An 18,581-nucleotide genomic window follows, 5' to 3' on the forward strand; every position below is an offset into this window, starting at 1 on the left:
CCAGCGCCGCGCTGCCGGAAGCCTATGCCAACCTCGCCCGCGTGGCGCCGCAGGCCGCCGACGCCAGCACGCGCAGCAGCGCCGCTGCCGCGCCGCTGGCCGCCAGCGTCAACGCCGCCTCGGCCGACGACGGCAAGAACACCCTGAACGCCGCCGCCACCTCGGTCAACAGCATCAACGTCAGCCAGAGCGCGGCGCCGGCCGTCGGCCAGGCCAGCGCCACCGTCAAGCTGGCCGGTTCGCCGGAGCAATGGCAGCAGCCGCTGCGCGAAGCGCTGGGCGACCGCCTGCAACTGCAGCTGCAGCGCAACAGCGACCAGGCCGTCATCCGCCTGGAACCGCCCAACATGGGCAGCATCGAGATCTCGATCCGCCACAGCGCCGGCGCGCTGCAGGTCAACCTGTCGGCCAGCAACAGCGAAGTGGTACGTCAGCTCAACACCATCGGCGACAGCGTGCGCCAGGACCTGTCGACCAAGCAGTTCACCGACGTCGCCGTCACCGTGTCGTCGTCGCGCGCCCAGGCGCAGGCCGACCAGGGCGGCCGTAACGGTCAGCAGCGCGACCAGAACGATGGCCGCTCGCCGGGCCGCGCCCTGTCCGAAGATGACAGCACCGCCACCTTTGCCATGACCGGGGAGTAATCTGCACAATGAAGAATATGAAAGTCATCATCGCCGTGGTACTGGCCGTCGTTGTGGGCGCCGCAGTGGCCGGCGGAGCAGTCTGGTATATGTCGAAAGGCGGTGACGAAGCAGCGGCCGACAGCAAGGACCCGAAGAAAAAGCCGGCCAAGAAGGAAGAGAAAAAGGAAAAGAAACCGGGCGAACCGCCCAAGTACCTGACGGTCGACAAGGTGGTGGTGATGCTCAAGCACCAGCCGGACGAAAGCGTCACGCATTATCTGTCGGCCGACCTGGTGGTCAGCACCGACGCCAAGCGTGAAAAGGAAACCAAGGAAAACCTGCCGATGCTGCGCAGCGTTGCCGTGAAAACCTTGTCCGGCCTGCCGATGGCCAGCGCGCGCGTGATGACGATCGACCAGTTCGCCGCGGAACTGAACAAGGCCTTCGACCACCAGTTCGAGGAAGAAGGCCGCGAGAAACCGTTTGACGAAGTCATGATTGGCAAGCTCATCATCGAGTAAGCCGCAGAGCATGAACACGAGTGGAGCGGGCATGGGATACGTAGAGGAATTTGCAGATACTTATGCCGAAGGTTACGGCGTGAACGGCGCCACGCCGTTCACGCACAGCGTGGCCGACGAGCAGAAGCATCTGCTGGCGTATGCGCCGCTGGTCAAGCGCATCGTCCGACAGCTCAATTCGCAGATCGCCGGCGCCATCGACCGCGACGACATGGAACAGATCGGCCTGATGGGCCTGCTGGAAGCGTTGCGTCGCTACGGCGAGCCGGACGCCGCCTTCGGCAGCTACGCCAGCCTGCGCATCCGCGGCGCCATCCTCGACGAGCTGCGGCGCCAGGACTGGCGGCCGCGCGCGGTGCGCCAGCAAAGCCACAAGCTGCGCGACGCCGTGCGCGCCCTCACCCGCAAGCTGGGCCATGAACCCAGCGAGCAGGAAATCATGAGCGGCCTGGCGCTGACGCCGGAAGCCTACCAGGCCTACCTGCTGGACGAGAACGCCGAGCTGATCGCCAGCTTCGACGAGATCCTGCAGGAGAGCATGAGCCACGACACCGCGCCCAGCCCGGAAGACCAGCTGGTGGTGCGGCGCAGCCTGGAACAGGCGCTGCGCGGCCTCGACGAGCGCGAACAGCGGGTGGTGCAGATGTATTACGAGTTCGAGCTGAGCTACAAGGAAATCGCCGCCGTGCTGGACCTGACCGACGCCCGCGTCTGTCAGCTCAACAAGGCGGCGCTGAACAAGATGAAGGCAGTACTGCAAAGCGCCTAGGCAGCGGCGCGGCGCATTCAGGGATTAGAAAAATGACGCGGAAAGGCGAATCATCATGCAGCAAATAGTCGGCATACTCATAGTTTTAGGCAGCGTCTTCGGCGGCTTCTTCATGATGGGCGGCGCCTTCCACCAGATCTGGCAGCCGATCGAGCTGATCGTGATTGCCGGTTCCGGCATGGGCGCGCTGGTGATCGGCAACCCTGGTCACGTGCTCAAGGAACTGGGCACGCAGATCAAGAAGATCATCACCAAGAAAAAATACGACTCGGAATTCCAGCGTCAGCTGCTGCTGCTGATGTACGAACTGCTGCAACTGGCGGCCGGCGGCCTGAAGGCGCTCGACGCCCACGTCGAGGCGCCGAAGGACAGCCCGCTGTTCCAGCGCTATCCGCGCGTGCTGGACGAGCCGAAACTGCTGGCCTTTATCGTCGACAACTTCCGCCTGATGGCGATGGGCAAGATCAACGCGCACGAGCTCGAAGGCGTGCTGGAGCAGGAACTGGAAGCCATCCACACCGAGCTGGAACAGCCGGCCAAGTCGCTCGGCAAGATCGGCGAGGCGATGCCGGGCTTCGGTATTCTGGCCGCCGTGCTGGGTATCGTGATCACCATGAACACCGTCAGCGAAGGCGCGACCTCGGGCGAGATCGCCGAGCACGTGGGCGCGGCCATGGTCGGCACCTTCATCGGTATTTTCTTCTGCTACGGCCTGATCGACCCGCTGTGCAACATGATGAAGCAGCTGGTCAATTCCGAGGCGGCCAACAAGGAAACCGTCAAGGTGGTGCTGGTGACCCACGTGGCCGGCAAACCGCCGCTGCTGGCAATCGACGCCGGCCGCCGCCTGGTGCAGCTGAACATCAAGCCGAGCTTCGCCCAGCTGGAACGCTGGATCAACGATCTGGAGGGCAACGACAGCGGTGCTTCGGATAACTCTGGTCGCGGAGGACGTGGTGCTAAAGCCGCATGACAAAGCGCATGACCAGACCATCGTCAAGCGCGGTGGCGGCAAGCACAAGCACGACGACCACGGCGGCGCCTGGAAGGTAGCGTTCGCCGACTTCTGTCTCGCGCTGATGTGCTTGTTCCTGGTGCTGTGGCTGATGGCGGCGCGCAACACCGAGTCGCTGGAGCAGATCCTGACCGAGGCCGACGGCGCCAAGACCGACCAGGGCAAGGGCGTCATGCCGGAGCAGGTCGGCGGCCCGCGCGGCAGCCTGATCGACCGTTTCCCGATGCCGCACACCGGCAGCAGCGAAACCGAGGGCAAGCAGAAGGCCCAGTCCGAGCAGACCGACACCCCGACCGAGCCGTCGTCCAAGGTCCGCTACGACAGTCCGGAAGACCTGGCCGCGCTATCCAAGGCGCTGACCAAGATGAGCGCCGACTACGGCCTGACCTCCAACCTGGAGGCGGTGATCACGCCCTACGGCCTGCGCGTGATGATGCACGACACCGACCGTCAGGGCATGTTCGTGCGCGGCAGCGCCGTGCCGACCGACAAGTTCCGCGCCCTGCTGCGCAAGATGGGGCCGCTGTTCCGCGAGATGGAAAACCAGATGCTGATCGTCGGCCACACCGATTCGCTGCAGTACGCCGACACCAGCTACGCCGCCTTCTCCAACTGGACGCTGTCGGCCAACCGCGCCATGTCGGCGCGCGCCCAGCTGCTGGCCGGCACCATGAATCCGGAATCGGTGCTGCAGGTGGTGGGCATGGCCGACCGCGCGCCGCTCGACACCAAGCGCGCCGACGCCGGCGTCAACCGCCGCATCGAACTGCTGATTCTGACCACCGCCCAGGCCAAGACCATCGCCGCCATGTTCGGTGTGCCGGAAAACAGCGCCGCCCTGATCCACGACGTCGACACCGCCCTGCCGGACGCGACCTTGCTGCAGAAGCTGCGCAGCCAGCTCAGCGGCCAGGGCGACACGCCGCTGCGTGATCCGCGCCGCAACAAATAAGACAGACGTATGGAAACCAAGCCAACAAGAGGCAGCCGCATGAGAATCCCGACATCGACCCCGGACGGCCTGGCCGTCCAGCGCGTGGCCGACAGCGCCCCGGTGGACGCCGCCGACGCCATCGCCCCGGCGCCGGCCCAGGCGCCGCTGCAATCGTCCGTGATGCAACCGGCGCTGGCCGCCATGCGCGACATGCCGGAAATCGACCAGGAAAAGATCGACATGCTGCGCGACGCGCTGGCCAAGGGCGAGCTGCCGTTCGACCCGGCCAAGCTGGCCGGCCTGATCCAGCGTTTCCACGGGAGCGAACCGTGAGTCATGTCAGCAATCCCGGCGCCATCGCCGCCATGCCGCGCCAGGACGCCATGCGCGCGCTGCTGGCCGGCATCGGCGCCGACCTGCAAGCCTACGCCGAGCTGCAAGTGCTGCTGCGCGACCAGTTCCGCGCCGCGCTGCGCCACAAGGCCAGCGAACTGGCCGCCGCCGCCGAGGCTATCGAGACGCAAGTTGACGCCATGCAGCAACGGCGCGCCGAGCGCGTGGCGCTGGTACAACGTTTAGTTGGTGAAACTGGCAATATGGCGCAAGCTTTTGCCTTGCTGAAAAGTACGGCGCGGGAGAAAATGGAAGCTGACTGGGCATCGCTGGAACAGGCGGTGATCGAGTGCAAGCGACTCAGCAAGCGCAACGGCGACTTGCTGGCCGAGCAATACACCATCATGCAGCGCGTGCTGCATGGCGAGGAGCAGATCTATGCGCCAGCTTAGTGGGATGAGCACTGCGATGCAAGCCACCGCACCCACTGCCGCCACCGTATCGAACATGACCGCCAGCCGCCCCACCGCGGCCATGGGCGGTTTTGCGCCTGCCGGCGCCTTCAACAGCGCCTTCGCGCAAGTCCAGAACGACGTGGCCGCCTACATCGCCAAGGGCGACGGCGGCTTCCACAGCGATGCCGCGCCTTCCTCGCAGGCGATGAGCCTGCAGGCGATGGCGCTGCGCAACCGCGCCACCGGCGCCATCGCCGACGATAGCGGCGGCGTCGACAGCGACACCCAGCAGCAATTCCTGGCCGCGATCCAGCCGTGGGCGCAGGAAACCGCCGACAAGCTGGGTGTGTCGCCGGAACTGGTGGCGGCCCACGCGGCGCTGGAATCGGGCTGGGGCCAGCAGCCGCTGAAGAACGGCGCCGCCAGCGCCAACAACCTGTTCGGCGTCAAGGCCGGCGCCGGCTGGCAGGGCGAGGTCGCTGTCGCCAGCACCACCGAATTCGAACATGGCGCGCTGCTCAAGAAGACCGAGCGCTTCCGCAGCTATCCCGACACCGCCAGCGCCTTCCGCGACTACGCCCAGCTGCTGACCAGCAACCCGCGCTACGCGTCCGCCCTCAACACCGGCAGCGATGCCCGCGCCTTCGCCAGCGGCCTGGCCAAGGCCGGCTATGCCACCGATCCGAATTATGCAGACAAGCTGAGCAAGGTAGCCGCGCAATTGCAGCGCGGCGGGCGCCTCAGCCCTACTCCGACGGAGAATTAGCCGTGACCGGCGCTGCGACAGGTTCCACCGTACCTGCGCCGGTCACCCGGGCGCGGATCACCGTGCCGTTGGCGTTGCGCACGCGCACCGTGTCGCCGCGCGCGCCGGCGTCCATCGCCTCGCCGCCCATGCTGACCTCGATTTCGTCGCGGCGCGCGACGATGCGCACCGGCTCGCCGCGCTTGATCAGGGTCGGCGCCGCCAGCAGCGTCTTGCGCACCACCTCGCCGGCGCGCAGCGCGCGCTTGGCGCTCATGCCGACCGCGTCCTGCGGATCGGCGACGGCGTCGGCGATGGCCGCGATATCGTGGCGCTCCAGCAACACATCTTCATCTGCCAGCACTTTTCCTGCTGGCAAGTCATTTGCCATCACGGCAATCCGCGCCGAGACCTGGGCGCGCACGATGAACTCGTACCGCCAGCCGCCGGCGCCGGCGCAGACAGCGATGAAGCGCATCCGGCTCGGCAGCCGCGTGTCGGCCGCCTGCACCGTCACGCCTTGGTTGCAGGCCGACAGCGCGCGCGTGCCCGGCACCACCGTGACCGTGAATTGCGGCTCGCTCAGGCCGGTCGCCGCAGCCCAGCGTTCCACATGCTGCTGCGCCGCCCGTTCGACCAGCGCCGGCACCTGTTCCGCCGCCACCGGCGCGCCGGCAGAAATTGCTGAAGAAAATGGAATGCAAACCAGCAACATCCCGGCCGAAACAGTTACAATAGATTTGTTGAACATGAGCAATACCTCTACTATGATGCCGGAAGCGGTCGCCCCAGCGGGGCTCGGCCGCCATTCTACATGGGACGTAGCGGTTGTCACTCATGCCGACGCGTTTTACCGCCATGTCACCACAGGGGAAGAAGATGGGCATTAACTTCAAAGATGCAGCGGGCGTCCACGCCGACGCGCTGGCCTTGCGCGCCGACCGTACGCGCATCCTGGCCGCCAATATCGCCAACGAAAACACGCCCGGTTTCCAGGCCCAGGACATGGACTTTGCCGCCACCCTGGCCAACGTCCAGGCCGAGGGCAACGGCGACATCGGCGACGGCGGCGACAGCGCGCTGATGTACCGCGTGCCCTACCACCCTACCCGTGACGGCAACACCGTCGAGATCGGCGTCGAGCAAGCCGCCTTCTCGCAGAACGCCACCGATTTCCAGACCAGCCTGACCTTCGCCAACATGAAGTTCAAGGGGCTGGCCAAGGCCATTGCTGGCCAGTAAGCCCGCAGCAACCCAGGAGCAGCGCATGTCGTTCAAGACTATTTCGGAGATTGCCGGATCGGCCATGGCGGCCCAGTCCGTGCGTCTCAACACCATCGCCAGTAACCTGGCCAATGCCGATTCGGTGGCCGGCACCGAAGCCGACACCTACCGCGCGCGCAAGCCGGTGTTTGCCGCCGTCATGGGCGACAGCCCGGACGGCATGGCCAGCGCCGGCGGCAAGGTGCAGGTGCTCGACGTGGTCGAGTCGGCCGAGCCGCTACGCCAGGTCTACGAGCCGGGCAACCCGATGGCGAATGCCGACGGCATGGTGTTCTACCCCAACGTCAACCAGGTGGCCGAGATGACCGACATGATGTCGGCCTCGCGCGCCTTCGAGACCAATGTTGAAGTTCTCGGCCGCATCCGCACGATGCAGCAATCCCTCCTTAAACTCGGTGAAGGCTAAGCCATGACTGTCAGTCTCCTCAACAACAGCAGTACCAGCAACTCGGCCTCGTCCGGCACCAGCATCACCGGCAACAGCGCCAGCCAGGCGTCGGACATGTTCACCAAATTGCTGGTGGCGCAGATCCAGAACCAGGACCCGCTGTCGCCGACCGATCCGGCCCAGTTCGTCCAGCAGCTGACCCAGCTGTCGCAGACCGAAACGCTGCAGAACCTGTCGAACCTGACCAGCGCCAACTCCAGCATCCTGCAGAGCATGCAGGTGCTGTCGCTGGGCGCGCAGGTCGGCTCCAACGTGATGGCCGAGACCACCACCGTCCAGCTGGACGGCACCACCAAGGTCAGCGGCCAGACCACGCTGGACGCCTCCAGCAGCGCCACCAGCGTGGTGCTGACCGGCAGCGACGGCGTCGAACACACGATCAACCTCGGCGTGCAGGCGCCGGGCACGGTGGCCTTCACCATCGATCCGGCCAAGCTGGGTCTGGCGGAAGGCACGTACACGATGAAGGTGGTTACCAGCACCTCCAGCAATCCGACCATCGACATCCAGGGCCGTCTGAACAGCGTGCGCCTGGGCGCCACCGGCAGCGTGGTGCTGAACGTCGCCAACATCGGCGAGACCAGCACCACCGCCATCACCGGTTTCAACGGTCCAGCGACCGCCTCTGCATCCGCCACCCAGTCTACTCTCTAAGGAAAATCCATCATGAGTTTCGATATCGCATTGTCTGGCATCCAGGCCATCAACGAATCGCTGGACGTCACCAGCCACAACATCGCCAACGCCGGCACCTATGGCTACAAGGCCAACCGCGCCAACTTCGCCACGCTGGTGGCGGGTAGCCAGCTGAACGGCGTGACGGTCGGTTCGACGACGCAGAACATCGGCCTGTCGGGCGGCATCCTGAACACCGGCCGCGCGCTGGACGCCTCGATCAGCGGCCGCGGCTTCTTCGTCACCCGCGCTGCCGACAATTCGCTGCAATACACCCGCGTCGGCATCTTCGACACCTCGCTGGACGGCTACCTGGTGGACGCCTCCGGCCGCCGCGTACAGGGCAAGACCATCACGCCGCCAGCCACCGAGCCAGGCGCCGAGGGCGATCTGAAGATTCCGGTGGGCGCGATTCCGGCGCAGATCACCAAGAGCGCCACCTACGTCGGCAACCTGTCGGCCGACTGGGCCGTCAAGACGCCGCCGGCGATGGGTACGGTCACGCCCAGCTCGCCGCCGGACGCAACCACCTACAACACCTTCAAGACCACCAATCTGTACGACAGCCTCGGCACCCAGCACGTGCTGACCCAGTATTTCACCATGACCGGCTCGACCGGCGGCGTCGCCACCGTCCGCGTCAGCTATGCGCTGGACGGCAATGGCCTTGATGGCGCCGAGAAAGACCTGACCTTCAACACCACCAACGGCCAGCTGAACCCCGACACCGATTCTGACAAGACGGTCAACACACTGGACATGGCTGCACTGCTCCCCGACACCACCGACGCGACCTTGTGGCCGAAATTCACCAACGGCGCCAACATGAACGCCACGGTGGTGGTCAACTACACCGGCACCACCTTCTTCTCCGGCGAAACCTCGGTTGCCTCCAACACCCCGGACGACGGCTATTCGGCCGGCAGCTTCTCCGGCGTGTCGCTGGGCAGCGACGGTTCGGTGATCGCCAAGTACACCAACGGCCAGACTCAGACCGTGGGCAAGGTCGTGCTGGCCTCGTTCGCAAATGAAGGCGGCCTGACCCAGGTCAGCGACACCAGTTGGGAAGCCTCGGCCGCCTCCGGCAACGCCAACACCGACCTGGTCGGCGTCGGCGTCAACGGCCAGATCAACGTGGCCACGCTGGAGCAGTCCAACGTCGACATCACCTCGGAGCTGGTCGGCCTGATGACCTCGCAGCGTAACTACCAGGCCAACTCGAAAGTCATCCAGACCGAGAGCACCATGCTGCAATCGCTGATGCAGGCGATCTAAGGACTAAGGGCAAGGACAAAGAATGGACGCGCTGATCTACACCGCCATGAGCGGGGCCGAACGGGCCCTGCGCGGGCAACAGGTGCACGCCAACAACCTGGCCAACATCGACACCGGCGGCTTCCGCGCCAATATGGAACTGTCGGCGGCGCAAGCCGTCAACGGCTACGGCTACGACGACCGCCACATGTCGCAGCTGCAGGCCAACAGCGTGTCGACCAAGCCGGGCGCCATGAAAAGCACCGGGCGCGAGCTCGATGTGGCCGTGGCCGGCGCCGGCTTCCTGACCGTGCAAACCGCCGCCGGCGGCGAAGCCTACACCCGCGCCGGCAACATGGTGCTCGATGAAAACGGCACGCTGCGCATCAACGGCAACGTGGTGCTGGGCGAAGGCGGCCCGATCACGCTGCCGGAGTACACCCGCATCGACATCGGCAACGACGGCACCATCTCGATCCAGGCGCCCGGCACCACCATCATGCAGACCATCGACAAGCTGCGCATGGTCAAGGCCGAAGGCTCGGAACTGACCAAGAACGAGGCCGGCCTGCTGGTCGCGCGCGACGGCGCGCCGCTGGCCACCGATCCAACCGTGGTGGTGCGTTCCGGCCACCTGGAAGGCAGCAACGTCTCGGCGGTCGAGGAAATGGTCGCCACCATGAGCCTGAACCGCACGTTTGAAGTCCAGATGAAATTGTTTACCGCCACCGATTCCATGACCCAGTCGGGCAACCGCCTGATCAGCGGCAGCTAAGCCGGACCACCACATACCACCAGGGAGAAATCATGAATCCAGCAATGTGGATCAGCAAAACCGGCGTCCAGGCGCAAGACCTGAAGCTGCAGACCATCGCCAACAATCTGGCCAATGCCAACACGGTCGGCTTCAAGCGCGACCGCGCCGTGTTCGAAGACCTGTTCTACTCGGTCGAAGCGCAGCCGGGCGCGCAGCGCGCCGACAACAACACGCTGGCGCCGTCCGGCGTGCAGCTGGGTAACGGCGTGCATCTGGTCGGCACCCAGAAGGTGTTCACCCAGGGCATCCTGCAAACCACCAGTCGCGACCTCGACATCTCGGTGATGGGCAACGGCTTCCTGTCGGTGCGCCAGCCGAACGGCGAAACCGCCTACACCCGCGCCGGCCAGCTGCAGGTCGACGCCAACGGCATCCTGGTCAACGCCGGCGGCCTGCCGCTGATCCCGCAGATCACCGTGCCGGCCAACGCCACCGCCATCACCATCGCCGAAGACGGCACCGTGTCGGCCAAGATCGCCGACAACGTCACGCCGCAGGTGCTGGGCCAGCTGACGCTTACCTCGTTCATCAACCCGACCGGCCTGCTGGCCCTGGGTGAGAACCTGTTTGCCGAAACGCCGTCGTCGGGCACGCCGACCGAAGGCCAGCCGGGCACCGCCCAGTGGGGCAAGATCAAGCAGGGCACGCTGGAAGGCTCGAACGTCCAGGTGGTCGAGGAGATGGTCGACATGATCGCCGCCCAGCGCACCTACGAGATGAACACCAAGGTACTGTCGGCAGCCGACAACATGCTGCAGTACCTGTCGGCGGCGGCACGCTGATGAAACCCGCACTGCGCGCACCGTCCTTCCTGTTGCTGGCCGCCCTGGCCCTGGCCGGTTGCGCCCAGCTGCAGCCGCCCGCGGTGCGTCCCGGCCCGGCCGACGAACCGCCGCCGGTGGCGCGCAACACCGGCCCGCGCGGCGTCTCGGGCGGCGTGTTCAGCACCGACGTCGGCCTATCGCTGACCTCGGACAGCCGCGCCTTCCGCATCGGCGACGTGGTCACCGTCAACCTGCTGGAAACCACCCAGGCCAGCAAGAAGGCCGGCACCAGCTATTCCAAGCAGTCGGCCGACAACATCAACGCCCCGAATTTGTTGGGCAAGACCTTCGGCAAGGCCGCGGTCGGCCTGGGCGCCTCCAACACCTTTGCCGGCGACGCCACCAGCACCCAGCAGAACGCCCTGACCGGCGCCATCACCGTGATCGTGCAGGAAGTGCTGCCGAACGGCCTGCTGCGCATTTCCGGCGAAAAAACCCTGACCCTGAACAACGGCGAGGAATTCGTGCGCCTGCGCGGCTACCTGCGCGCCGCCGATATCGACGCCGACAACCAGGTGTCGTCGCAACGCATCGCCAATGCCCGCATCGCCTATTCGGCGCAAGGCACGCTGGCCGAAACCCAGCAGCCGGGTTGGCTGTCGCGCTTCTTCAACGGCCCTTTGATGCCGTTCTGAGTTTTACTTGAAAGACGGGTGATCCCATGAATTTCCGCAAGCTTATCGCGCTGCCGCTGGCCCTGAGCCTGGCCCTGGGCGCCACCCTGCCGGCCCAGGCCGCGCAAGCGCTGCGCAACCTGGTCGCCATCGAGGGCGTGCGTGACAATCCGCTGGTCGGCTACGGCCTGGTGGTCGGCCTGAACGGCAGCGGCGACTCGACCCAGGTCAAGTTCTCCAGCCAGTCCGTGATCAATATGCTCAAGCAGTTCGGCGTCAAGGTGCCGGACGGCACCGACGCCAAGTCGAAAAACGTCGCCACCGTGATGGTGTCGGCGGTGTTCCCGCCCGGCTACCGCAAGGGCCAGAGCATCGACGTGGTGGTGTCCTCGATGGGCGACGCCAAGAGCCTGCGCGGCGGCGCCCTGCTGCTGACCCCGCTGCGCGCGGCCGACGGCGAAACCTATGCGCTGGCGCAAGGCAACGTGGTGGTGGGCGGCTTCAGCGCCCAGGGCAAGTCCGGCTCTTCGATCACCGTCAACACCCCGACCTCGGGCCGCATTCCGAGCGGCGCCAACATCGAGCGCGAGATCGGCACCGATTTCGCCAGCAAGCCGACGGTGCGCCTGTCGCTGCGCCATCCGCATTTTGAAACCGCGATCAACATCGTCAACTCGATCAACAAGCGCTTCGGCGACATCGCCACCGCCAGCGACGCCACCAGCGTCGACGTCGTGGCGCCGGGCAATCCGACCCAGCGCGTGGCCTTCATGGCCAAGCTGGAAGCGATGAGCGTCGACGTCGGCGAAGATGCGCCGAAAGTAGTGTTCAACTCGCGCACCGGCACCGTGGTGATCGCCGAAGGCCTGCGCGTGCGCGCCGCCGCCGTCACCCACGGCTCGCTGAAGGTGGTGATTTCCGAATCGACCAAGGTCAGCCAGCCGAACGCGCTGGCCGGCGGCAGCACCGTGTCGTCGCCGCAGTCGCAGGTCACGGCCGACCAGGGGCCGGCGCAGATGTTCAAATGGCCGGCCGGCGCCAAGCTGCAATCGATCATCGACGTGGTCAACAGCCTGGGCGCGACGCCGGACGATATCATGGCGATCCTGCAGGCGCTTGACCAGGCCGGCGCCATCGAAGGCGAACTGGTTGTCATTTAAGGATGGGCATGGACTTCACCAACAAAAGCTTCGATCCCTCGCGCCTGCTGGCCAACGGCACCGCCGGCCAGCTGAGCAGCACCGCCGTGGCGCCGGTCGCGGCGCAGGAAGGCGACACCGTCGATCCGGTCTACCGCGCCAAGGCCACCGAGGCGGCGGTCAAGTTTGAAAGCTTCTTCATCGGCCACATGCTGCACCAGATGCGCGACGGCACCCGCGCCCTGGCGGCCGACGACAGCCCGTCCAAGGACCGCATCAACCAGGACATGCTGGACATGGCCGACAACCTGGTGGCCGACCAGCTGGCCGGCAAGCGCGCCTTCGGCGTGGCCGACGCCATCCTGCGCCAGCTGCTGCCGCAGCAGCCGGCCCAGCCGGTGCCGGCGCAGGCGGCCCAGCCGGTGCCGGCGCAGGCGGCGGAAAAAGTTTCCGATTCGCAAATTTTAAGCGTTCCACTTAATCAGCAGCAATAAACGGTCGCCCAGTATTGATATCGGACCAGCGACCGCCAGCATTGCGCAGCGTTGCGCCGGACCTTCGGACTTCACCAGGAAAAGACCCGCTTCATGACCATCACTTACAACGCACTGTCGGGCGCCCTGGCCGCCCAGGCTGCACTGAACACCGTCAGCCAGAATCTCGCCAACCAGCAAACCAAGGGCTATACGCGCCAGGGCGTGCTGCTGCAGGCGACCGCGTCCGATCCGGGCCAGCTGTCCGCCGGCAACGGTGTACAAGTGGGTTCTTTGTTGCGTTTCAGCGATTCCTACCAGTTGCAGCAGATGTGGCGCGCCAACTCGGCGGTCGGCGTGCGCTCGCAAGTGCAGCCTTACCTGACCTCGCTGGAAACGGTGATGAGCGACGACAAGTCCAGCATCAGTTACGGCATCGACAATTTTTTCAAGGCCCTGAACGCGGCCAGCGTCGACCCGACCTCGACGCCGCTGCGCCAGCAGGTGATCACCACCGCCGACTCGATGTCGCAGCAGATCAATTCGATCTACAACCTGACCGCCAACCAGGCGATCTCGGTCCAGCAGCAGCAGGCCTCGATCCTGCCGTCGCTCAACGAGTCGCTGGCCGGCATCGCCGCGCTCAACAAGCAGATCGTGTCGACCACCGGCGCCGGCACCAACACCTCGGCGCTGATGGACAAGCGCGAACAGCTGATCGACAGCGTGGCGCAGCAGGTCGGCGTCGAAGTCGTGTACAACCCGAACGGCAGCGTCAACGTCTCGCTGAAGAGCGGCGAGCCGCTGGTGGTCAACGACACCGCCTCGAGCCTGTCTTACGTGAATGCCGGCAGCAGCGCCCCGGCAAGCTTGACGCTGAACTATTCCAACATCAAGTTCACGCTCGATGACAGCAAGGTCGGCGGCCAGCTCGGCGGCCTCGGCGACTTCCGCCAGAACACCCTGGCCCCGCTGCAGGCGTCGATCAAGCAGATCGCCGAGCAAATGGCGGACAAGATCAATACCGCGCTGATGGCTGGCTACAAGGGCAACGCCAATCCTGCCATCCCGGGCGACCAGGGCGATCCAGGCATTGCCTTGCTCGAATACAATCCGGCCAGCGCCACCGGCCTGCTGCAAGTCGCCACCGGCTTCAAGACGTCCGACCTGGCGTTTTCCAGCAATGGCCAGCCGGGCGACAGCGGCAACCTGCAGAACCTGGTGGCTGTCAAGGGCCAGAACATCCAGCTGACCTCGCTGAGCGGCGTGACCAGCGACGTGCAGCTGGGCGACGCCGACACCCAGATCGTCGGCGAGCTGGGCATCATCAGCCAGCAAAACCAGGCCCAGCTGGCCACCGCCACCACCATCCGCTCGCAGTCGGAAGACGACTGGAAATCGACCAGCGCGGTGAACTCCGACGAGGAAGGCATCAACCTGGTGGAATTCCAGAATATGTACCAGGCGAACATGAAGGTGATTGCGGTTGCCAACACCCTGTTCGACGCCACGTTGCAAATGTTCGGTTAAGGAGAGCCTGAATGCGTATCGCCACCAGCCAGTTCCAGGCAACCATGAACCGCGCCCTGCAGGATAATCAGAGCGCCATCGCGTCGCTGACCGCGCAGATCGCCAGCCAGAAGAAAATCCAGGTGCCGTCCGACGACCCGGTGACCTCGGTCCGCCTGTCGCGCCTGGCGCGCGAGGAAGCGATTGTCGGCCAGTACCGCGACAACATCTCCTCCATCAAGATCCGCCTGTCGTCCAACGAGACCTATCTGCAAAGCATGGTCAACGACATCACCCAGAGCCACGACCTGCTGGTGTGGGCGTCCGACGGCAGCAACACCGGTGACGACCTGAAGGCCATGGTCACCACCATGACGTCGCTGCGCGACAGCCTGATGTACAGCGCCAACCAGAAGGACCAGGAAGGCAACTACCTGTTCTCCGGCACCGCCACCGGCACGCCGGCGATCAGCTACGATCCGGCCGGCGTGCCCAAGTACACCTTCACCGGGAATACCGACCAGCAGCAATCGGTGGTCGGCAACGGCATCAACCAGACCATCAATGTCGACGTCAAGGGCCTGGACGATCTGCTGAATCAGATGGACGACACCATCACCGCGCTGTCGCAACCTGGCGTCTCGGCGGGCGACCCGGCGGTGAAGGCCGCGCTGACCGCCAATATGGATGGCGCCACCAACGCCCTGACCCTAATCTCCGGCAAGATCGCCAGTTTCGGCGGCGCGCAAAACGTCATGGACACGCTGGACGGCAACCATGCCAACGTCAGCCTGTCGAACCAGACCGCGATCCTCGACCTGGGTTCGCTGGACATGGGCGAGGCCACGATTGAAATGAACGGCTACAACCTGGCGTTGCAAGCGTCGTACAAGGCGTATTCGAAGATCAGCAATCTGTCGCTGTTCAACATTCTGTAATTTCGTTACTCTTTTAGCGTATGCAAATATCGTCCAGCGCCATCCCCCAGCCCATCGTTCCGGGCGCCAATGCCGGCAACGCGGCAGCGGTGGACGGCACCTCGCTCGGGCTGAACGGCGAAAACGCCGCCACCGCCACGCCGGTCACGCCGACGCCCACTTCGGCGGCGCCGCTGCGTCGCGGCCTGAGCAACTGGGACCAGCCGCTGCAGGGCGATATCTCCAGCGCCCAGCAGGCGCTCGACTTCCTGGAGCAGAGCGCCGCGCAATTACGCAACCTGAAAACCGATCTCAGCGCACGCCTGGCCAACCGCCAGCGCACCGACGGCACACTGGAGGCGCGCGTGCGCCAGTTCAGCAACAGCTGGCGCAGCCGCAGCAGCGCGTCCGGCGGCACGCTGGACGCCCAGCTGAACTTCAGCGCCAAGGGCAGCACCACCACCTTCACCGTACGCGGCATGAATTTCAGCAACCTGCGCAGCGGCGCCCGCGAAGTGCTGGCAATGTCGGTCGGCGGCGGCCAGAACGTGCGGTCGGTGGTGCTGGAGCCGGGCCTGAGCGACGAACAGATCACGCAGCGTTTCAATGAAGCGCTGGCGCCGACCGGCGTGCGGGCGCAAATCAGCGACGACGGCCAGCTGGAGTTTTCCACCAGCGAAGCCCAGTGGGCGCAGGTGCGCGACACCATCGCCGTACAGGGCGGCGGCATCCGCTTCGCTTCCGGCCAGCTGAACCGCGTCAAGGCCGAAGCCGAAGCGCCGCAGGTCGATCCGGACACCTGGCAGACCAATGACAGCGATGCGATCCGCGCCACCCTGACCCAGGTGCTGCAGGCGCTGTCGAAGGTGGAACAGTCGATCTCCTCGGTGCGCCAGGCGCTGGCCCAGGTCGCCGCCCGCGTGCAGAACGCCGCCCCGGCCACCACCAAGAGCGGCATGGACCAGGTGGCGCAAGCCTTTGTCACCACCACCAAACAGCCCGGCTACAAGTCGCTGCTGTCGCTGACGTCGGCACTGGCCGGCATCAGCCGCGAGCGCGTGCTCTCGCTGCTGAGTCTGCGTCAATGAAGTAAGGGCAGGCCGCGCTGCGCCAGCGCGGTCAGTTCCGCGGCCGGCAGTGCGCCGGCAAACACATATCCCTGGGCATAATCGCAGCCGGCCATCGCCAGCAGGCCGCTTTGCGCCGCCGTTTCCACGCCCTCCGCCACCACCCGCAGCCCCAGCCGGTGGGCCATGGCGATCAGCGCCTCGCACATCGCCAGGTCGCCGCTGTCGTTGGCCAGGTACTGAATGAAACTGTGGTCCAGCTTGAGCAGGTCGATGCCGAAATGCTTGAGGTGCGACAGCGACGAGTAGCCGGTGCCGAAGTTGTCCAGCGCCACCTGCAAGCCCATCTCGCGCAGGTCGCGCAGGCGCTCGGCGGCGCGCGCGGCGCCGTCCATCAGCACGTTCTCGGTGATCTCCAGCACGATGCTGCGCGGCGCCAGCCCCAGGCTGGCCGTGTGCCGCAGCCATTCGACGTACAGCGCGGTATCGCCGCGCAGCTGCGCCGCCGACTGGTTGATGCTGACCTGGAAGCCTTTGCCGAGCTCGTCCTGCCACTGCCGAGCCTGCTGTGCGGCCTGGCGGAACACCCAGTCGCCGATCTGCAGCATCATGCCGCCGGATTCGGCAAACGGCAGGAACTCGGCCGGCGCCAGCAGGCCGCGCTGCGGGTGGCGCCAGCGCAGCAAGGCTTCGGCGCGCTCGATCTTGCCGGTGCGCAGATTGACGATGGGCTGGTAGTGCAGCTCGAACTGCTGCAGCGGCAGCGCCGAGCGCAGGTCCAGCGTCACCTGCTGGCGCGCCTGTGCCGCCAGCTGCAAGTCCGGCGTGAAATAGCTGTAGCGGTTGCGGCCGCCCTGCTTGGCCGCATACATGGCCTGGTCGGCCACGTGCAGCAGCGCTTCCGGCGTGGCGGCGTCGGCCGGATACAGCGCGATGCCGATGCTGGCCGAAATCGACGGCTGCGCCACGCCCAGCGCAAACGGCCGGCTCAGCTGCGTCACGATGCCCTGGGCGATGCGGTCGACACAGCTCGCCTGCTCCAGCCCGGACAGGATGACGGTGAACTCGTCACCGCCCAGGCGCGCCACCGTGTCGGCGCCGCGCACGCACAGGCCGATGCGGCGCGCCGCCTCCACCAGCAGGCCGTCGCCATGGGCGTGGCCCAGCGTGTCGTTGACGTCCTTGAAGCCGTCCAGGTCGATGAACAGCAGCGCCAGCAGCTGGCCCTCGCGCTGCGCCTTCTTCAGTTCCTGGTTCAGGCGGTCGTGGAACATATGGCGGTTGGGCAGCGCCGTCAGCGCGTCGAAATTGGCTTGCTGCCAGACCAGTTCGGCCGAGGCGCGGCTGTCGGTGATGTCGCTGACCAGCGCCAGCGCGCCGCGGTACACGCCGTCGCCGTCGAAGATCGGATTGGTGACCAGCGTGGCCCACAGGTCGGCGCCGTCCTTGCGCAGGAACTTGAATTCATGGCGCTCGGCCAGGCCGCGCTGGCGGCGCGCGATATTGCGTTCGAGGATGGCGCGGCCCTCCTCGTCCATGAAGGCGATCAGCGGCTGGTCCAGCATCTCCTCGATGGCGTAGCCCAGCATGCGCGCCATCTTCGGGTTGACGAAGCTGGTGCGGGCGGCGGCGTCGATTTCCCAGATGCCCTCCTCGGCGTTGTGGACGATGCGGCGGAAGCGCTCTTCGCTGCGCTCCAGCGCCGCCAGCTTGCCCTCGGCCGGCTCCAGCACCACGCGCACGCCCTGGCCGCTGCTGTCGGCGCTGGCGCGCAGCGTCACCGGGAAGCCCTGCTGGTTGCGGCTGCGCAGCAGCTGCAGGTCGCACTGCTCGGGATCGGTGCTGTTGACGGCGCGCCGCAGCAAATGGTCGAAATCGTCGAGGAAGCGCGGCGCCACGAACTGGCGCAGCGTGGCCCGCTCCGGATTGGCCCGCGCCAGCCCCAGCAGGTCGGCGCCCACCACGTTCATCTGCAGGATGGTGGTGTCGAAGGCCAGCACAAAATAGCCGACCGGCGCCAGCAGGTAGATATCATTGAACCAGGATGGCTCGGCCAGGCTGGCGGCCCCGGTGGCAAAGGTCGCCATCGCGGCCGGTTCGGCAAACGCCGGCAGGCCGGGCATCTCAGCGTGCATAGTCTTATCCATACACCCCCTTCGTTG

At 65.8% G+C, this 18,581-nt stretch carries 22 protein-coding genes; 20 read left to right on the plus strand and 2 right to left on the minus strand.

Annotation, left to right across the window (positions count from 1 at the left end):
• From GJ698_RS17430 to GJ698_RS17465, 8 genes are all read left to right on the plus strand, one after another.
• Nucleotides 1-644, plus strand: a 644-nt coding sequence (locus GJ698_RS17430; protein WP_229260042.1) for a flagellar hook-length control protein FliK, incomplete at its 5' end; no start/stop codon positions are given.
• 8 nt (nucleotides 645-652) lie between these two features.
• Nucleotides 653-1,147 carry a flagellar basal body-associated FliL family protein gene (locus GJ698_RS17435; protein WP_154359134.1) on the plus strand — a complete coding sequence of 165 codons (495 nt, stop codon included), beginning with the start codon at nucleotides 653-655 and terminating at the stop codon, nucleotides 1,145-1,147.
• Nucleotides 1,148-1,178: 31 nt separating this feature from the next.
• A complete protein-coding gene (locus GJ698_RS17440) occupies nucleotides 1,179-1,916 on the plus strand; it encodes a FliA/WhiG family RNA polymerase sigma factor (RefSeq protein ID WP_154359135.1) in 738 nt (245 codons plus the stop codon).
• Between the two features lie 55 nt (nucleotides 1,917-1,971).
• Complete coding sequence (gene motA, locus GJ698_RS17445; RefSeq protein WP_154359136.1) at nucleotides 1,972-2,889, plus strand: flagellar motor stator protein MotA; 918 nt, start codon at nucleotides 1,972-1,974, stop codon at nucleotides 2,887-2,889.
• Nucleotides 2,873-3,883, plus strand: coding sequence for a flagellar motor protein MotB (locus GJ698_RS17450; protein WP_371865360.1), 1,011 nt, complete (start codon nucleotides 2,873-2,875; stop codon nucleotides 3,881-3,883). Before motA ends, GJ698_RS17450 begins: the two co-directional genes overlap by 17 nt.
• A 39-nt stretch (nucleotides 3,884-3,922) precedes the next feature.
• A complete protein-coding gene (locus GJ698_RS17455) occupies nucleotides 3,923-4,198 on the plus strand; it encodes a flagellar biosynthesis anti-sigma factor FlgM (RefSeq protein WP_154359137.1) in 276 nt (91 codons plus the stop codon).
• A complete protein-coding gene (gene flgN, locus GJ698_RS17460) occupies nucleotides 4,195-4,650 on the plus strand; it encodes a flagellar export chaperone FlgN (protein ID WP_371865362.1) in 456 nt (151 codons plus the stop codon). Before GJ698_RS17455 ends, flgN begins: the two co-directional genes overlap by 4 nt.
• Before the next feature lie 16 nt (nucleotides 4,651-4,666).
• Nucleotides 4,667-5,419, plus strand: coding sequence for a glucosaminidase domain-containing protein (locus GJ698_RS17465; RefSeq protein WP_229260043.1), 753 nt, complete (start codon nucleotides 4,667-4,669; stop codon nucleotides 5,417-5,419).
• Here the strand turns inward: GJ698_RS17465 and flgA are convergent.
• Nucleotides 5,400-6,062 carry a flagellar basal body P-ring formation chaperone FlgA gene (gene flgA, locus GJ698_RS17470; RefSeq protein WP_371865364.1) on the minus strand — a complete coding sequence of 221 codons (663 nt, stop codon included), beginning with the start codon at nucleotides 6,060-6,062 and terminating at the stop codon, nucleotides 5,400-5,402. The two genes, GJ698_RS17465 and flgA, sit on opposite strands and share 20 nt — an antisense overlap.
• A 215-nt stretch (nucleotides 6,063-6,277) precedes the next feature.
• On the opposite strand from flgA, the gene flgB reads away from it, so the two are divergent.
• From flgB to GJ698_RS17530, 12 genes are all read left to right on the plus strand, one after another.
• Complete coding sequence (gene flgB / locus GJ698_RS17475; protein WP_154359140.1) at nucleotides 6,278-6,640, plus strand: flagellar basal body rod protein FlgB; 363 nt, start codon at nucleotides 6,278-6,280, stop codon at nucleotides 6,638-6,640.
• A 25-nt stretch (nucleotides 6,641-6,665) separates the two neighbouring features.
• Nucleotides 6,666-7,088 carry a flagellar basal body rod protein FlgC gene (flgC, locus tag GJ698_RS17480; RefSeq protein ID WP_154359141.1) on the plus strand — a complete coding sequence of 141 codons (423 nt, stop codon included), beginning with the start codon at nucleotides 6,666-6,668 and terminating at the stop codon, nucleotides 7,086-7,088.
• Between the two features lie 3 nt (nucleotides 7,089-7,091).
• Nucleotides 7,092-7,784 (plus strand): flagellar hook capping FlgD N-terminal domain-containing protein, encoded by a 693-nt coding sequence (locus GJ698_RS17485; protein WP_154359142.1) that lies wholly within the window; start codon nucleotides 7,092-7,094, stop codon nucleotides 7,782-7,784.
• A 12-nt stretch (nucleotides 7,785-7,796) separates the two neighbouring features.
• On the plus strand, nucleotides 7,797-9,080 hold the full coding sequence (locus GJ698_RS17490) for a flagellar hook protein FlgE (RefSeq protein WP_154359143.1): 1,284 nt from the start codon (nucleotides 7,797-7,799) through the stop codon (nucleotides 9,078-9,080).
• A 22-nt stretch (nucleotides 9,081-9,102) separates the two neighbouring features.
• Nucleotides 9,103-9,834, plus strand: a complete 732-nt coding sequence (locus GJ698_RS17495) for a flagellar basal body rod protein FlgF (RefSeq protein ID WP_154359144.1) — start codon at nucleotides 9,103-9,105, stop codon at nucleotides 9,832-9,834.
• Between the two features lie 32 nt (nucleotides 9,835-9,866).
• A complete protein-coding gene (gene flgG, locus GJ698_RS17500) occupies nucleotides 9,867-10,658 on the plus strand; it encodes a flagellar basal-body rod protein FlgG (protein WP_208023842.1) in 792 nt (263 codons plus the stop codon).
• Nucleotides 10,658-11,335 (plus strand): flagellar basal body L-ring protein FlgH, encoded by a 678-nt coding sequence (gene flgH / locus GJ698_RS17505; RefSeq protein WP_154359145.1) that lies wholly within the window; start codon nucleotides 10,658-10,660, stop codon nucleotides 11,333-11,335. Before flgG ends, flgH begins: the two co-directional genes overlap by 1 nt.
• Nucleotides 11,336-11,361: 26 nt before the next feature.
• Nucleotides 11,362-12,474, plus strand: coding sequence for a flagellar basal body P-ring protein FlgI (locus GJ698_RS17510; RefSeq protein WP_154359146.1), 1,113 nt, complete (start codon nucleotides 11,362-11,364; stop codon nucleotides 12,472-12,474).
• Between the two features lie 8 nt (nucleotides 12,475-12,482).
• Nucleotides 12,483-12,947, plus strand: a complete 465-nt coding sequence (locus tag GJ698_RS17515) for a hypothetical protein (protein ID WP_154359147.1) — start codon at nucleotides 12,483-12,485, stop codon at nucleotides 12,945-12,947.
• A gap of 93 nt (nucleotides 12,948-13,040) precedes the next feature.
• The gene (flgK, locus tag GJ698_RS17520) at nucleotides 13,041-14,456 is read left to right on the plus strand and encodes a flagellar hook-associated protein FlgK (RefSeq protein WP_154359148.1); all 1,416 of its coding nucleotides are present in this window, start codon (nucleotides 13,041-13,043) and stop codon (nucleotides 14,454-14,456) included.
• Nucleotides 14,457-14,467: 11 nt separating this feature from the next.
• On the plus strand, nucleotides 14,468-15,373 hold the full coding sequence (flgL, locus tag GJ698_RS17525; RefSeq protein ID WP_154359149.1) for a flagellar hook-associated protein FlgL: 906 nt from the start codon (nucleotides 14,468-14,470) through the stop codon (nucleotides 15,371-15,373).
• Between the two features lie 20 nt (nucleotides 15,374-15,393).
• Complete coding sequence (locus GJ698_RS17530; RefSeq protein ID WP_154359150.1) at nucleotides 15,394-16,440, plus strand: hypothetical protein; 1,047 nt, start codon at nucleotides 15,394-15,396, stop codon at nucleotides 16,438-16,440.
• On the opposite strand, the gene GJ698_RS17535 is transcribed toward GJ698_RS17530, so the two are convergent.
• Nucleotides 16,434-18,566: a putative bifunctional diguanylate cyclase/phosphodiesterase gene (locus tag GJ698_RS17535; RefSeq protein ID WP_154359151.1), complete on the minus strand. Its 2,133-nt coding sequence runs from the start codon at nucleotides 18,564-18,566 to the stop codon at nucleotides 16,434-16,436. The genes GJ698_RS17530 and GJ698_RS17535 overlap by 7 nt on opposite strands.
• Between the last annotated feature and the right edge of the window lie 15 nt (nucleotides 18,567-18,581).

Source organism: Duganella aquatilis (genome assembly GCF_009674565.1).
Classification (GTDB): Bacteria; Pseudomonadota; Gammaproteobacteria; order Burkholderiales; family Burkholderiaceae_D; genus Rugamonas; species Rugamonas aquatilis.